At 70.0% G+C, this 14,644-nt stretch carries 13 protein-coding genes; 11 read left to right on the top strand and 2 right to left on the bottom strand.

From position 1 onward, the window contains the following. The first annotated feature begins 98 nt into the window (after positions 1 to 98). From ACFP2V_RS11410 to ACFP2V_RS11400, 3 genes are all read left to right on the top strand, one after another. Positions 99 to 2,000: a site-2 protease family protein gene (locus ACFP2V_RS11410; protein WP_381209429.1), complete on the top strand. Its 1,902-nt coding sequence runs from the start codon at positions 99 to 101 to the stop codon at positions 1,998 to 2,000. Between the two features lie 92 nt (positions 2,001 to 2,092). Beyond that, a complete protein-coding gene (locus tag ACFP2V_RS11405; RefSeq protein ID WP_055597854.1) occupies positions 2,093 to 2,995 on the top strand; it encodes a tRNA (adenine-N1)-methyltransferase in 903 nt (300 codons plus the stop codon). A 208-nt stretch (positions 2,996 to 3,203) separates the two neighbouring features. After that, entirely contained in the window at positions 3,204 to 3,782 is a 579-nt protein-coding gene (locus tag ACFP2V_RS11400; protein ID WP_381209426.1) for a hypothetical protein, read from the top strand. Between the two features lie 124 nt (positions 3,783 to 3,906). Here ACFP2V_RS11400 and ACFP2V_RS11395 read toward each other — a convergent pair whose 3' ends face one another. Beyond that, complete coding sequence (locus tag ACFP2V_RS11395; protein WP_381209423.1) at positions 3,907 to 4,212, bottom strand: ferredoxin; 306 nt, start codon at positions 4,210 to 4,212, stop codon at positions 3,907 to 3,909. Positions 4,213 to 4,472: 260 nt separating this feature from the next. Between ACFP2V_RS11395 and arc the strand changes: the two genes are divergently transcribed. From arc to prcA, 6 genes are all read left to right on the top strand, one after another. Further along, the gene (arc, locus tag ACFP2V_RS11390; RefSeq protein WP_381209420.1) at positions 4,473 to 6,239 is read left to right on the top strand and encodes a proteasome ATPase; all 1,767 of its coding nucleotides are present in this window, start codon (positions 4,473 to 4,475) and stop codon (positions 6,237 to 6,239) included. Positions 6,240 to 6,474: 235 nt separating this feature from the next. Next, entirely contained in the window at positions 6,475 to 7,986 is a 1,512-nt protein-coding gene (gene dop, locus ACFP2V_RS11385) for a depupylase/deamidase Dop (RefSeq protein ID WP_381209417.1), read from the top strand. 155 nt (positions 7,987 to 8,141) lie between these two features. Then, positions 8,142 to 8,357 (top strand): ubiquitin-like protein Pup, encoded by a 216-nt coding sequence (locus ACFP2V_RS11380; RefSeq protein WP_042168504.1) that lies wholly within the window; start codon positions 8,142 to 8,144, stop codon positions 8,355 to 8,357. Between the two features lie 217 nt (positions 8,358 to 8,574). Further along, positions 8,575 to 9,003 carry an endonuclease VII domain-containing protein gene (locus ACFP2V_RS11375; protein ID WP_381209413.1) on the top strand — a complete coding sequence of 143 codons (429 nt, stop codon included), beginning with the start codon at positions 8,575 to 8,577 and terminating at the stop codon, positions 9,001 to 9,003. Then, entirely contained in the window at positions 8,955 to 9,800 is an 846-nt protein-coding gene (prcB, locus tag ACFP2V_RS11370; RefSeq protein WP_381209410.1) for a proteasome subunit beta, read from the top strand. The genes ACFP2V_RS11375 and prcB overlap by 49 nt, the downstream gene beginning before the upstream one ends. A gap of 76 nt (positions 9,801 to 9,876) precedes the next feature. Next, positions 9,877 to 10,668, top strand: a complete 792-nt coding sequence (gene prcA / locus ACFP2V_RS11365; protein WP_381209407.1) for a proteasome subunit alpha — start codon at positions 9,877 to 9,879, stop codon at positions 10,666 to 10,668. A gap of 175 nt (positions 10,669 to 10,843) precedes the next feature. Here the strand turns inward: prcA and ACFP2V_RS11360 are convergent, their stop codons facing one another. Further along, the gene (locus tag ACFP2V_RS11360) at positions 10,844 to 11,860 is read right to left on the bottom strand and encodes a LacI family DNA-binding transcriptional regulator (protein ID WP_381209404.1); all 1,017 of its coding nucleotides are present in this window, start codon (positions 11,858 to 11,860) and stop codon (positions 10,844 to 10,846) included. 130 nt (positions 11,861 to 11,990) lie between these two features. Between ACFP2V_RS11360 and ACFP2V_RS11355 the strand changes: the two genes are divergently transcribed. Beyond that, positions 11,991 to 13,250 carry an MFS transporter gene (locus ACFP2V_RS11355; protein WP_381209401.1) on the top strand — a complete coding sequence of 420 codons (1,260 nt, stop codon included), beginning with the start codon at positions 11,991 to 11,993 and terminating at the stop codon, positions 13,248 to 13,250. A 9-nt stretch (positions 13,251 to 13,259) separates the two neighbouring features. Beyond that, positions 13,260 to 14,621 (top strand): Pup--protein ligase, encoded by a 1,362-nt coding sequence (gene pafA, locus ACFP2V_RS11350; RefSeq protein WP_381209398.1) that lies wholly within the window; start codon positions 13,260 to 13,262, stop codon positions 14,619 to 14,621. Positions 14,622 to 14,644 lie beyond the last annotated feature (23 nt).

Here is a 14,644-nt window from a genome sequence, read left to right as displayed (position 1 = left end):
GGGTGCCGAGGCGAAACGTGCGGCAACGGCCGCATACCATCGACTCAAGACCCTCCCGCCCGGCAGGCGCGGGAGACGCAGCGAACGAGGGGACACCGGTGGACGCAAGCGGCGGACGCGGGCAGCCGCGCTCCGGCAACGACGAGTCGGCCGAGCGCCACGCAGGGCACCCGGCAGGCGAACCCCCCACGGACGGGGGCCGCTTCGACCCGGCCGAAACCACCCCGAACCCCTTGAACCCCTCGGACCCCTCGGACGACCGGATCGCCGGGCACTCCGCCGACCGCACCCCGCCGAGCTCCGGAAACGCTCCGTCGCGGACCGGCGGCGCCCCGGCGGAGGCCGGGACGGCGCCTCGGGACGGAGAGCCCGAGCGGCCCTCCGGTCCGGTGCGGCCTCCAGCCGAAGGCGCCGACACCCAGTCGCGGAACGTGGCCGGTCCGGAGCATCCGGAGGAGCCGGGCGAACCCACCGGAAACCGCGCCCCACGAATCCCGGACGAGACAGACGCCGCCGAGAGCGGCGCCGTGGGCCGCCCGCCGGCCGAGCAGGCGTCCCCCCGCGAAACCCGCGGGCCGGCGCCCCATGCGCCGTCGGACGGCCGGACGGCCGACGCGGGACCCGACGCTCCGCCCGGCAGCCGCGAGGCCGGGCCCTCGCCCGACGCGGCCCCGGCCGGCCGGCCCGGTCCCGGGGTCCAGCCGCCGTCCACCACCGGACCCGGACCCGGCACCACCCCGACGGCCGGCCACCGGCCCGCACCCGAGCCGGACCAGCCCCACCACACCGACCGCACCCTCGCCCACTCGCCGCCCGGCAAGGAACCCGCCCCCCGGCCCCCGGTGGAGCAGCAGCGCGGCGGACTGCTGATGGGACGCCCTTTCGGCGTGCCCGTCTACGTCGCGCCCAGCTGGTTCCTCGTCGCCATCCTCATCACCTGGGTCTTCGGCGGCCAGATCGACCGCGTGCTGCCCGAGCTCGGCGCCGCCAGCTACCTGGTCTCACTGTTCTTCGCCGTCGCCTTCTACGCCTCGGTGCTGGTCCACGAACTCGCCCACACACTGGCCGCCCTCCGCTTCAAGCTCCCGGTGCGCCGCATCCAGCTCCAGTTCTTCGGTGGCGTCTCCGAGATCGAGAAGGAGGCCGAGACCCCCGGACGGGAGTTCGTGCTCGCCTTCGTGGGCCCGCTGCTCTCCCTCGTCCTGTCCGGCTTGTTCTACCTCGGACTGCTCGCGGTCGACCCCGGCTCCGTACCCGGCGTCCTCCTGGCCGGCCTGATGATCTCCAACCTCATCGTGGCCGCCTTCAACCTCCTGCCCGGCCTCCCCCTCGACGGCGGACGCATGCTCCGCGCGGTCGTCTGGAAGATCACCGGCAAGCCGATGAGCGGCACTGTCGCCGCCGCCTGGGTGGGCCGCGCCCTCGCCATCTCCGTCCTGGTCGGCCTTCCCCTCCTCACCCAGTCCGGAGCCCTCGGCTCCGAAGCCGCGGACGGCGTCGGCATGGACACCGTCCTCGATGCCCTGCTCGCCGCGATCCTCGCGGCGATCATCTGGACCGGCGCCGGCAACAGCCTGCGCATGGCCCGCCTGCGCGAGCACCTGCCGGAACTGCGCGCCCGCGCCCTGACCCGCCGCGCGGTGCCCGTCGAGACCGACACCCCCCTCTCCGAGGCGCTGCGCCGCGCCAACGCCGCCGGAGCCCGCGCCCTCGTCGTCGTCGACGCCGACGGCACCCCGCTGTCCCTGGTGCGCGAGGCCGCCATCGTCGGCGTACCCGAGCACCGCCGCCCCTGGGTCGCGGTCAGCGGGCTCTCCCAGGACCTCACCGACGGCATGCGCGTCTCCGCCGAGCTTGCGGGGGAGGAACTCCTGGAAGCCCTGCGTGCCGCACCCGCCACCGAGTACCTGGTCGTCGAGGCGACCGGCGAGATCTACGGCGTCCTGTCCGCGGCCGACGTCGAGCGCGCCTTCGTCAAGGCCATGGCCCGCCCCGCCTGACGCCCGCCGCCGCCCGACGGCCGTCCTGCCCGCCGCCCGCCCCCGGACCCTGGGTGGTCAGCGGCCCGTGCCGGGACCGGTAGGCTGGTCACATGTCCGAACCGACCGGTGCCGCCCGCCGACGCGGGCCCTTCAAGGTCGGGGACCAGGTACAGCTGACCGACCCCAAGGGCCGTCACTACACGTTCACGCTCGAGGCCGGGAAGAACTTCCACACCCACAAGGGTTCCTTCCCCCACGACGAGCTGATCGGCGCACCCGAGGGCAGCGTTGTCCGCACCACCGGGAACGTCGCCTACCTCGCGCTGCGCCCCCTGCTCCCCGACTACGTCCTGTCCATGCCCCGCGGGGCAGCCGTCGTCTACCCGAAGGACGCGGGGCAGATCCTCGCCTTCGCCGACATCTTCCCCGGCGCCCGCGTGGTGGAGGCCGGTGTCGGCTCCGGCTCGCTCAGCAGCTTCCTGCTGCGCGCCATCGGCGACCAGGGCATGCTGCACAGCTACGAACGCCGCGAGGACTTCGCCGAGATCGCCCAGGCCAACGTGGAGCGCTACTTCGGCGGCCCGCACCCCGCCTGGCAGCTGACCGTCGGCGACCTCCAGGACAACCTGTCCGACACCGAGGTCGACCGTGTCATCCTCGACATGCTCGCCCCCTGGGAATGCCTGGAGGCAGTCTCCAAGGCGCTCGTCCCCGGCGGCATCCTCTGCTGCTACGTGGCGACCACCACCCAGCTCGCCCGGACCGTCGAGTCCATCCGGGAGATCGGCTCCTTCAACGAGCCGACCGCCTGGGAATCGATGATCCGCAACTGGCACATCGAAGGTCTCGCCGTCCGCCCGGACCACCGGATGATCGGCCACACCGGTTTCCTGCTCACCGCCCGCCGGCTCGCCGACGGAGTGGAACCCCCCATGCGCCGCCGCCGCCCGGCCAAGGGCGCCTACGGCGAGGACTACTCGGGACCCAACGCCGACGCGGGCACCGCACGCTGACGAGACCCGCCACCACGACAACGCACGAGCGCCGTGGCGCAGTTCCCCACCCGCACCGGGAACTGCGCCACGGCGCTCTCGTGTTGACGCGACGGGAGGGGGCCGACCGGCCGCACCGCAACCGCACACCCCACCGTTCCCCCGCACTGTGACGTGTGGCACGATGCTGGCCACCCCACCGGCACAGCTCTCACAGGAGACGCTCCTCGTGCAGTCATCCGCCGTTCCGGAGCTCGCGCACACGCACACCCGCCCGATCCACTGGGTCGCCACCGCCACGGCCGTCGCAGGTGTGGTGGCGCTCTCCTCCCTGACGCAGCCCAAGGCCGCGACGGCGGCCCAGACGCCCGCCCCGGAGACGAAGAGCGCCCCGGCGCACATGACGCCCCCCGACCCGGCGGCCGTCGAGTTCCCGCTCGAGTGCGGTCCGGTGGGCGTGGTGGTCAAGAAGCACGTGGCCGGAGACCTGGACGGCGACGGCCGGCCCGAGACGGTGGCGGCCGTCCACTGCGACGCCTCCATGGGCACCCCGCCCGACGGCGTGTACGTGCTGACCCAGGCCGCCGGGGTCGACACGCCCCGCTTGGTGGCCACCCTCGTCGACCCCGGGGATCGCACCAACGTCGACGACTTCGCCGTGCGCGACGGCGAGATCACCGCGGCGCTTCTCGGCTACTCGTCCATCGACGTGCCCCGTTGCTGCCCCGACGTGCGCAAGAGCGTGAAGTGGCACTGGGACAACGGGGTGTTCGTCCAGTCCGAGCCCTCCGGTGCCCGGAGCGTGTGAACCCGGCGCGGGCGCACCTCGCGCAACTCGGGGCACACGCCCCGGCACACGCTCACGCACGCGCTCCGGAGCGCCGGAAAACGCGCGAGGAGACGGACAACGGTGACGAACGGTGCCGGACCGGTTACCCGGCGTCCGGCCCGTACACCTCCACGCCGTCCGCCACGCGACGCACATGGATGCACTCGCCCGGACACTCCTTCGCGGAATCGACCACATCCGTGAGGATCGGCAGCGGCACACGCGTCGTCGCCCCCGTGGCCTGCAACAACTCGTCGTCCGGGCCCTTCACATACGCCAGCCCGTCGATGTCCAGCTCGAACACCTCGGGCGCGTACTGCGCGCAGATGCCGTCGCCGGTACACAGGTCCTGGTCGATCCAGACCTCCAGGGCCTCGTCCTCGACTCCGGCCTCCTGCTGCACGCTCATCTCTCCTGCCGTCTTTCGTGTCCCGGTCTCCCGCGTCGAACCGAACGGGAATCCGGCCAGCTCCGACGGGTGTTGAACACATCGACCCTACCTTCGCCGGGGTTCCCGTCACCCTTGGTGGGTATTCCCCTGGCGTGAGGGAGAGCGCAAGGGTGAAGATCGGACACACCCCGACCGTCTTTGTGATCTAGGGGTTTCAATCGACACCCGCCCAGGTAGGGTCTGGAAGCGTCCAGCTCCCCTTGGAGGAGGTGAGGACCGTGGCAGCCCACGACGACGACATGAACCGCGGCATCCGCCCGGGACGCGGGTCCGAGGACCCGGCCGGGCAGATTGCCTACCTTGAGCAGGAGATCGCCGTCCTGCGCCGCAAGCTCGCCGACTCTCCGCGACACACGAGGATTCTCGAAGAGCGGATCGTCGAGCTGCAGACCAACCTGGCCGGCGTGTCCGCCCAGAACGAACGACTCGCCGGCACACTCCGCGAGGCCCGCGACCAGATCGTGGCCCTCAAGGAGGAGGTCGACCGGCTCGCGCAGCCCCCGGCCGGCTTCGGAGTCTTCCTCATGGCGAACGAGGACGGCACCGCCGACATCTTCACCGGCGGCAGAAAGCTCCGGGTGAACGTGAGTCCCGGCGTCGACCTCGACGAGCTCAGGCGTGGCCAGGAAGTGATGCTCAACGAAGCACTCAACGTGGTCGAGGCCATGGAGTTCGAGCGCGTCGGCGACATCGTCACCCTCAAGGAGATCCTCGAGGACGGCGAACGGGCACTCGTCCTCGGTCACACCGACGAGGAACGGGTGGTCCGGCTCGCCGAGCCCCTGCTGGGCATCACCATCCGCCCCGGCGACGCGCTCCTGCTCGAACCCCGCTCCGGGTACGTCTACGAGGTCGTCCCCAAGAGCGAGGTCGAGGAGCTCGTCCTCGAAGAAGTCCCCGACATCGGCTACGAGCAGATCGGCGGCCTCGGCAACCAGATCGAAGCCATCCGTGACGCCGTCGAGCTGCCCTACCTCCACCCGGACCTGTTCAAGGAGCACGAACTGCGTCCGCCCAAGGGCGTCCTGCTCTACGGGCCTCCCGGATGCGGCAAGACGCTCATCGCCAAGGCCGTCGCCAACTCGCTGGCCAAGAAGGTCGCCGAAGTGACCGGCCAGGCCGCCGGCAAGAGCTTCTTCCTCAACATCAAGGGCCCCGAGCTCCTCAACAAGTACGTCGGCGAGACCGAGCGGCAGATCCGCCTCGTCTTCCAGCGGGCCCGTGAGAAGGCCAGCGAGGGCACCCCCGTCATCGTCTTCTTCGACGAGATGGAATCCCTCTTCCGCACCCGCGGCTCCGGCGTCAGCTCCGACGTGGAGAACACGATCGTCCCGCAGCTCCTCGCCGAGATCGACGGCGTGGAGGGCCTGCAGAACGTGGTCGTGATCGGTGCCTCCAACCGTGAGGACATGATCGACCCCGCCATCCTGCGGCCCGGCCGGCTCGACGTGAAGATCAAGATCGAACGTCCGGACGCCGAGGCGGCCAAGGACATCTTCGGCAAGTACCTCACCGCGCGCCTCCCGCTGCACGGCGACGACCTCGCCGAACACAGCAGCGACCGGGACATGACGGTCCAGAGCATGATCCAGAGCGCCGTGGAACACATGTACGCCGAAACCGAGGAAAACCGCTTCCTGGAAGTCACCTACGCCAACGGAGACAAGGAAGTCCTCTACTTCAAGGACTTCAACTCCGGCGCCATGATCGAGAACATCGTCGGCCGCGCCAAGAAAATGGCGATCAAGGACTTCCTCGAAAAGAGCCAGAAGGGCCTCCGCGTCTCCCATCTGCTCCAGGCCTGCGTGGACGAATTCAAGGAGAACGAGGACCTCCCCAACACCACCAACCCCGACGACTGGGCCCGGATCTCCGGCAAGAAGGGCGAGCGGATCGTTTACATCCGTACCCTCATCACCGGAAAGCAGGGCTCGGACACCGGACGCTCCATCGACACGGTGGCGAATACCGGTCAGTACCTGTAAAACGCAGGGTGGCTGCGGGTGCCCTCGGTGGGTACCCGCAGCCGACTGTTTTCCCCAGTCGCGTCCGGAACACGGCAATGACGCAAATGATCTCCCCACCAGCGCAAAGGCGTTCTAGGCTCTTTGGTACCGCCGAGTCGCACAGCGCGGGGACGGGCACCGCACACGCACCGGAGCGTCAGCGGTACTTGAGCAGCGCCCCCGACCGGGGACGCCGCCGGGCAAGGAGGGTCGCATGACTGTACGGCGAGTAATGGGCATCGAGACGGAGTACGGGATCTCCGTCCCCGGCCACCCCAACGCCAATGCCATGCTCACCTCGTCCCAGATCGTGAACGCCTACGCGGCGGCGATGCACCGGGCCCGCCGGGCCCGCTGGGACTTCGAGGAGGAGAACCCGCTGCGGGACGCGCGAGGCTTCGACCTCGCCCGCGAGGCCGCCGACTCCAGCCAGCTCACCGACGAGGACATCGGCCTCGCCAACGTCATCCTCACCAATGGCGCGCGACTCTACGTAGACCACGCACACCCCGAATACAGTGCCCCCGAGGTCACCAATCCCCGCGACGCCGTCCTCTGGGACAAGGCCGGCGAGCGGATCATGGCCGAGGCCGCGGAACGGGCCGCCGCGCTCCCGGGCGCGCAGCCCATCCACCTGTACAAGAACAACACCGACAACAAGGGCGCCTCCTACGGCACCCACGAGAACTACCTGATGAAGCGGGAGACGCCCTTCTCGGACATCGTCCGCCACCTCACCCCGTTCTTCGTCTCGCGCCAGGTCTTCACCGGCGCAGGACGCGTCGGCATCGGCCAGGACGGCCACGAGCACGGCTTCCAGCTCAGCCAGCGGGCGGACTACTTCGAGGTCGAGGTCGGTCTCGAGACCACGCTGAAGCGGCCCATCATCAACACCCGCGACGAACCGCACGCCGACGCCGAGAAGCACCGCCGGCTCCATGTGATCATCGGCGACGCGAACCTGTCCGAGATCTCGACCTACCTGAAGCTCGGCACGACCGCGCTCGTCCTGTCGATGATCGAGGACGGCTTCATCGCCGTGGACCTCGCGGTCGATCAGCCCGTACGGACCCTGCACCAGGTCTCGCACGACCCCACCCTGAAGCGGCTGGTCACGCTCCGCAGCGGCCGTACACTCACCGCCGTCCAGCTCCAGATGGAGTACTACGAACTCGCTCGCAAGTACGTCGAGGAACGGTACGGAGCCGACGCCGACGATCAGACCAAGGACGTCCTGACCCGCTGGGAGGACACCCTCAACCGCCTGGAGAACAACCCCATGAGCCTGGCCGGCGAGCTGGACTGGGTCGCCAAGCGGCAGGTCATGGAGGGCTACCGGCGCAGGGACGGTCTGGACTGGGACTCCGCCCGGCTGCACCTCGTCGACCTCCAGTACGCCGACGTACGGCCCGACAAGGGGCTCTACAACCGTCTCGTCGCCCGCGGCAGCATCAAGCGGCTGCTGGACGAGACAGAGGTCGAGCGGGCCCGGACGAAGCCACCGGAGGACACCCGTGCCTATTTCCGCGGACGCTGCCTGGAGCAGTACGCGGACGACGTCGCGGCGGCCTCCTGGGACTCGGTGATCTTCGACCTGCCGGGCCGGGACTCACTCCAGCGGGTCCCAACCCTGGAACCGCTTCGCGGAACGCGTAATCATGTCAAGGAGCTCCTGGACCGCTGCCGTACGGCAGAAGACCTGGTCAGGGTGTTGTCGGGCAATTGAGCCGGCCCACACGACCGGTCCGCCGGACAGGGTGGAAAGTCCGGTGGAAGGGAATCATCGAGGTGGCCGCCGTACGTTGTAGGAACTGCGGGGCCTCTGTCGGACCCTGCTTGTAGGGTCTGATCAAGAACGTCGAACCGAGCGGGGTGAGGGTTATGGCGACCAAGGACACCGGCGGCGGACAGCAGAAGGCGACGCGCTCCACCGAGGAGGTCGAGGAGGCGCCCGAGGCGCAGGCATCCGAAGACCTCAAGGAGCGCCAGGAGAAGCTGAGCGACGACGTGGACGACGTCCTCGACGAAATCGATGATGTGCTCGAGGCCAATGCAGAAGATTTCGTGCGCTCATTTGTGCAAAAGGGCGGGCAGTAACGGGTTCCAGGTCGCCGTGCCTTTGAATTGAAGGTCACGGGGGATGGCTGTAGAGACGCCCGAGAAGCGGCGCACGGGCTGCAGGCGGGCGTCGCCTCTCGCGGCTTTCGCGCGGGGCGGGAATCGGCGTGATGGCCTTCAGGTGCGGTGCCGGGAGCGCGCGGCGGGGTACAGTGCCGCGCACTCCCGGCACCGCCGGGAGGTCGTCGGGAAGCCCGTGCGCGAGAAGGCGGACGTCCCGGCTGGATCCAAGCTCTACCGAACGTGCGGCGAGATCGAACCGCACAGCGAGTGGCACCGTCATGCGACCGCGTCCGGCGGTCTCGACACGTCGCAAGGCGTGCGAGGCGGCCCGGGGCGGCAAGACCGTCTGAAGCGTCAGTACGGCATCACCGAAGCCGAGCGCGACGAACTGATCGCCTCGCAAGATGGCGCCTGCTGCATATGTTTGTCTGCTCCGGCCGCACATGTGGATCACTGCCACAAGACGGGTAGGGTCCGTGGCGTACCGTGCTTCAGCTGCAATGCCGCGCTGGGGCAGTTCAAGGACCGGCCCGATGCCATCAGGCGGGCTGCCGCTTACGTGGAAGGAATCGCGTGGAAGCCAACACTCGTAGCACCGGGCGTCTACCGGCTGCCTTCCTGACCCCTGGATCGTCGTCCTTCATGGACTTCCTGTCGGAGCATCAGCCGGAGATGCTCCCGGGGAAGCGGCAACTGCCGCCCACCCGGGGCGTGATCGAGGCGCCGCACGGGACCACGATCGTCGCCGTGAGCTTCCCCGGTGGTGTGGTGCTCGCCGGTGACCGCCGGGCCACCATGGGCAATGTCATCGCCCAGCGGGACATCGAGAAGGTGTTCCCCGCGGACGAGTACTCGGCGGTGGGCATCGCCGGCACGGCGGGGCTCGCCGTGGAGATGGTGAAGCTGTTCCAGCTGGAGCTGGAGCACTTCGAGAAGGTCGAGGGCGCCCAGCTGTCCCTGGAGGGCAAGGCGAACCGGCTGTCGACCATGATCCGGTCCAACCTCGGGATGGCGATGCAGGGCCTGGCCGTGGTCCCGCTGTTCGCGGGGTACGACGTGGACCGGGAGAAGGGCCGGATCTTCTCCTACGACGTCACGGGTGGGCGTTCGGAGGAGCAGGGGTACGCGGCCACCGGTTCCGGGTCGGTCTTCGCACGCAGTGCCATGAAGAAGCTCTTCCGGGGCGATCTGAGCGAGTCGGAGGCGACCACCCTGGTGGTGCAGGCCCTGTACGACGCCGCGGACGACGACTCGGCGACCGGCGGTCCCGATGTCGCCCGCCGGATCTACCCGATTGTCACGGTGATCACCGAGGACGGCTTCCGCCGGCTCACCGAGGACGAGGCGTCCGAGGTCGCCCGGTCGGTGCTGGAGCGGCGGCTGGAGCAGCCGGACGGTCCGCGCGCCGCGCTGCTGTAGGGCGCGCGGTTCGTTGGACGACGGTCCTCCACCCAGCCCCCATCCAGTGACTTCGACAGAAAGGGACGGTTGACCCGTGTCGACGCCGTTCTATGTCTCACCCCAGCAGGCGATGGCCGACCGGGCGGAGTACGCCCGCAAAGGGATCGCGCGCGGCCGCAGCCTGGTCGTGCTGCAGTATGCCGACGGCATCGTGTTCGTCGGCGAGAACCCCTCCCGTGCGCTGCACAAGTTCAGCGAGATCTACGACCGGATCGGCTTCGCCGCCGCCGGTAAGTACAACGAGTACGAGAATCTGCGGATCGGTGGCGTGCGCTACGCCGATCTGCGGGGTTACACCTATGACCGGGACGACGTGACGGCCCGGGGCCTGGCGAACGTGTACGCGCAGACTCTGGGCACGATCTTCTCGAGTGCGGCGGAGAAGCCGTACGAGGTGGAGCTGGTGGTGGCCGAGGTCGGCGAGACCCCGGAGGGTGACCAGATCTACCGGCTGCCGCACGACGGTTCCATCGTCGACGAGCACGGCTCGGTGGCGGTGGGGGGCAACGCGGAGCAGATCAGCGGCTATCTGGACCAGCGTCACCGGGACGGCATGACGCTGGCCCAGGCGCTCGCGCTGGCGGTGCAGTCGCTGTCGCGGGACACCAACGGCAGCGAGCGGGAGATTCCCGCGGAGCGGCTGGAAGTGGCCGTGCTGGACCGTACGCGGCCGCAGAAGCGCAAGTTCAAGCGCATCACCGGACGGCAGCTGGCGCGGCTGCTCGAGGTCGACGGCGCGGAGACGGCGTCCGAGGCGGAGGCCGATGTGGAGGCGGAGGACGAGGCCGGAGGCGCCGTCGGGGGCACGGCCGAGGGCGAGGAGTAGATCCGGCCCCGCCCGGCTCGCTCGGGTGGGGTGGCGGGCCTGAGCAGCCCGGTGGGGGTGTGCGTCCGTGCCGCGGGCGGACGCCCTCATCCCGTTACCGGACCTGCCGTGCGCGTCCGGTCCGCGTCCGGTGTCTCCGGGGTGCCGAGGAGCGCCCGGGAGCGTCCGCGAGTACTCAGGGGCGGGCGGCGGGCGGGGCCGTCGATCCCCGGATCACCAGGTGGACGGGGATGTCGTCGGCCTCGGGGGCGCGGTTGTCGAGGACCGCGAGGAGGGCCTGCATGCCGCGTTCGCCGAAGAGCTCCGCGTCGAGGCGGACCGTGGTGAGTTCCGGCTCGAGGGCCGTGGCCAGGGCCAGGTCGTCGAGGCCGGTGACGGAGAGGTCGTCGGGGACACGCAGGCCGAGTCGGCGGGCTGCCTTGTAGGCGCCCGCCGCGAGCTTGTCGTCGTCGCAGACGACGGCGGTGGGGCGGCCGGGGGCGGCCAGGGCGGCGTGGGCGGCGGTGACGGCGCCCTGGATGGTGAGGGGCGACCGGGTGGTGCGCAGGGTCGTACCGGGGACCGCGGCCAACTGGGCCGCCAGTTCGCGGGCGCGTACGTCGAAGGTCCAGGAGGGGACATCCGCTGCCAGGTGGAGGACGTCGCGGTGGCCCAGGTCCAGGAGATGGCGGGCGATCCGGCGGACGCCGTCGGCGATGTCGAGGTTGACCGTCGCGGCGCCCAGGGTGCTCCGGGGGTCGCTGTCGAGCATGACCAGGGGGAGTTGGTCGCCGCGGATCTCGGTGAGGGCGTCTGCGGCCATGGAGGAGGCGATGACGCCGTCGAGGGCGGCCTGCGCGGAGGCGAAGGGGTTGCGGGCGGGGCCGATGCCCTCGGGGGAGGGGTAGAGGACGACGCCGAAGCCGTGCTGGGCGGCGACGCGCGCGGCGCCGGTGTAGACGCCGGCGAAGAACTCGGTGGTGAGGGCGGGGACGACCAGGAGCACCGTGCGGGTGTGGCCGAGGCGCAGATTGCGGGCGGCCAGGTTCGGGCGGTAGCCGAGGGTGTCCGCCGCCTCGCGTACGCGCTGTGCCGTGGTTTCCGAGACGCGGCCGCGCCATTTGTCGCCCATGACGAGGGAGACGGCGGCCTGGGAGACGCCGGCGGCCTGCGCGACGTCCCGGCTGGTGGGGCGGGTCTGGGCTCGGGCCACCGTGGGACCGCTCCTTCGACTGGACTCCGTCTGGACTGGCGAACAGCGGACATGGTACGTATGGAGAACAAGGTTATACGTACAACGTCGAGGTTCCGAGGGGCATCGGCGGGGGAGTGGAGGGCGCCGCATGGCCACGGGATACCTGGAGATCCTCCGGGTGCGGCACGCCGCCCGGCTGCTGGTGGGCACGCTGGTGGGCCGGCTGCCCAACGGGACCGCGGCCATCGCGATCGTGCTGTTCGTCCGCGCGGAGGGCGGTTCGTACAGTCTGGCCGGCGCCCTGGCGGCGGTGTACGGCGTGGCCAACGCGGTCGGGCAGCCGGTGCTGGGGCGGCTCGTGGATCTGCGGGGCCAGCCGCAGGTCCAGTTGCCGGCCGCGGTGCTGTCGGCCCTGGCGATGGCGGTCTTCGCGTTCGTGGGGATCGATCCGCGGGCTGCGGCCTGTGCGGCGGTGGCCGCCGCGGGGCTGTTCACGCCGCCGCTGGAGGGCGGGCTGCGGGCCCTGTGGTCCTCGGTGCTGCACCGCGAGGAGCAGGTGCACCGGGCGTACGCGATGGACGCGGTGGCGCAGGAGGTGATGTTCACCGTCGGGCCGCTGCTCGTGACGGTGTGCGTGTCGGTGTGGTCGCCCCAGGCCGCCCTGCTGGTGCTGAACGGGCTGGGGGTGCTGGGCGCGCTGTCCGTGGTGGTGTCGGCGCCCTCGCGCGCGTGGCGGTCGGCGCCGCGCGAGGCGCACTGGCTGGGTGCGCTGCGCTCGCCGGGACTGCTGGCGCTGCTGGGCGCCTTCCTGTTCGTCGGCATCGCCCTGGGGTCCATCACGGTGGCCTCGGTGCCCTATGGGGACGAACACGGCGGCGAACACGTGTACGGCTGGCTGATGGCGGGCCTGGGTCTCGGCGCGCTCGTCGGCGGTATGGCGTACGGGGCGCGGCAGTGGGCGGGTGAGCCGGCGCGGCGACTGCAGGTGCTGGTGGCCTTCCTGGCGGTGTGTTATCTGCCGCTGACGCTGATGCCCGGGCCGGTGGCGATGACCCTGCTCGCGGTGGTCGCCGGCGTTTTCCTGGCCCCGGCGATCGCATGTGCCTTCGTGCTGGTGGACCGGCACGCACCGGCCGGGACGGTCACGGAGGCGTTCTCATGGCTGGTGACGACGTTCACCGTGGGCGCTTCGGTGGGAACGGGCCTGGCCGGGCCGGTGGTGGAGGCGGGCGGTGCGCAGGGGGGCTTCGCGATACCGGCTGTCGCGGGTGGCGTGGCTTTGTTGGTTTTGATGTGCACCGGAAGGGTATTGGCGGTTCCCGCAGGCGGGGCCGTAGTTGCGGCCGGTTCGGAAAATGATCCGAACCGTGCCGTCGAACCCCGTTTGGGTTCGGGGGATCGGGCGTAATGTTCAGTCATGGACCGCCGCATTTTCGGGCTGGAGAACGAGTACGGCGTCACGTGCACGTTCAGGGGACAGCGCCGCCTGTCTCCTGACGAGGTGGCGCGGTACCTCTTCCGCCGTGTCGTGTCATGGGGCCGCAGCAGCAACGTCTTTCTGCGCAACGGCGCCCGCCTTTATCTCGACGTGGGTTCGCATCCGGAATACGCCACACCCGAATGTGACAACGTGACCGAGCTGGTCACCCACGACAAGGCCGGGGAGCGCATTCTCGAAGGACTCCTGGTGGACGCCGAACGACGCCTGCACGAGGAGGGAATCGCGGGCGACGTCTACCTGTTCAAGAACAACACCGACTCAGCGGGTAACTCGTACGGGTGTCACGAGAACTATCTGGTGGCCCGGCACGGGGAGTTCTCGCGGCTCGCGGACATCCTCATCCCGTTCCTGGTGACCCGCCAGCTACTGTGCGGCGCCGGGAAGGTGCTGCAGACGCCGCGTGGCGCGGTGTACTGCGTCAGCCAGCGGGCCGAGCACATCTGGGAGGGCGTCTCCTCGGCGACGACCCGGTCCCGGCCGATCATCAACACGCGTGACGAACCGCACGCGGACGCCGAGCGGTACCGCCGGCTCCATGTCATCGTCGGCGACTCGAACATGTCCGAGACGACCATGCTGCTGAAGGTCGGTGCCACCGATCTGGTGCTGCGCATGATCGAAGCGGGCACGGTGATGCGTGACCTCACGCTGGAGAACCCGATCCGGGCGATCCGTGAGGTGAGCCACGACCTCACGGGCCGCCGCAAGGTCCGCCTGGCGAGCGGCCGTGAGGCCTCCGCCCTGGAGGTGCAGCGCGAGTACTACGAGAAGGCGGTGGACTTCTGCGAGCGCCGCGGCATCCGCACCGGCACGGTCGAGCAGGTGCTCGAGCTGTGGGGCCGCACGCTGGACTCGATCGAGGCCGAGGACCTCGACCGTATCGGCACCGAGATCGACTGGGTGATGAAGTACAAGCTCATCGAGCGGTACCGGGCCAAGCACAACATGACCATGTCGCATCCGCGGGTCGCGCAGATAGACCTCGCCTACCACGACATCCACCGCCGTCGTGGTCTGTACTACCTGCTGGAGAAGAAGGGGCAGGCCGCCCGGATCTGCAACGATATGAAGATCTTCGAGGGCAAGTCCGTTCCGCCGCAGACCACCCGGGCGCGGCTGCGCGGTGACTTCATCCGCCGGGCGCAGGAGCAGCGGCGGGACTTCACCGTCGACTGGGTGCACCTCAAGCTCAACGACCAGGCGCAGCGGACGGTGCTGTGCAAGGACCCGTTCCGCTCGGTGGACGAGCGGGTGGAGAAGCTGATCGCCGGTATGTGAGACGCGTGGCTCCGCGGTTCTCC

Source organism: Streptomyces incanus, assembly GCF_042656345.1.
Classification (GTDB): domain Bacteria; phylum Actinomycetota; class Actinomycetes; order Streptomycetales; family Streptomycetaceae; genus Streptomyces; species Streptomyces incanus.
This window is presented reverse-complemented; position numbering and strand designations above follow the sequence as displayed.

Excerpts from the sequence above, each read along its gene's own strand:
- ACFP2V_RS11395 (WP_381209423.1), bottom strand. The coding sequence starts at position 4,212 with ATGAGCGTGCAGCAGGAGGCCGGAGTCGAGGACGAGGCCCTGGAGGTC.
- dop (WP_381209417.1), top strand. The coding sequence starts at position 6,475 with ATGACTGTACGGCGAGTAATGGGCATCGAGACGGAGTACGGGATCTCC.
- pafA (WP_381209398.1), top strand. The coding sequence starts at position 13,260 with ATGGACCGCCGCATTTTCGGGCTGGAGAACGAGTACGGCGTCACGTGC.
- ACFP2V_RS11405 (WP_055597854.1), top strand. The coding sequence starts at position 2,093 with ATGTCCGAACCGACCGGTGCCGCCCGCCGACGCGGGCCCTTCAAGGTC.
- ACFP2V_RS11355 (WP_381209401.1), top strand. The coding sequence starts at position 11,991 with ATGGCCACGGGATACCTGGAGATCCTCCGGGTGCGGCACGCCGCCCGG.
- ACFP2V_RS11380 (WP_042168504.1), top strand. The coding sequence starts at position 8,142 with ATGGCGACCAAGGACACCGGCGGCGGACAGCAGAAGGCGACGCGCTCC.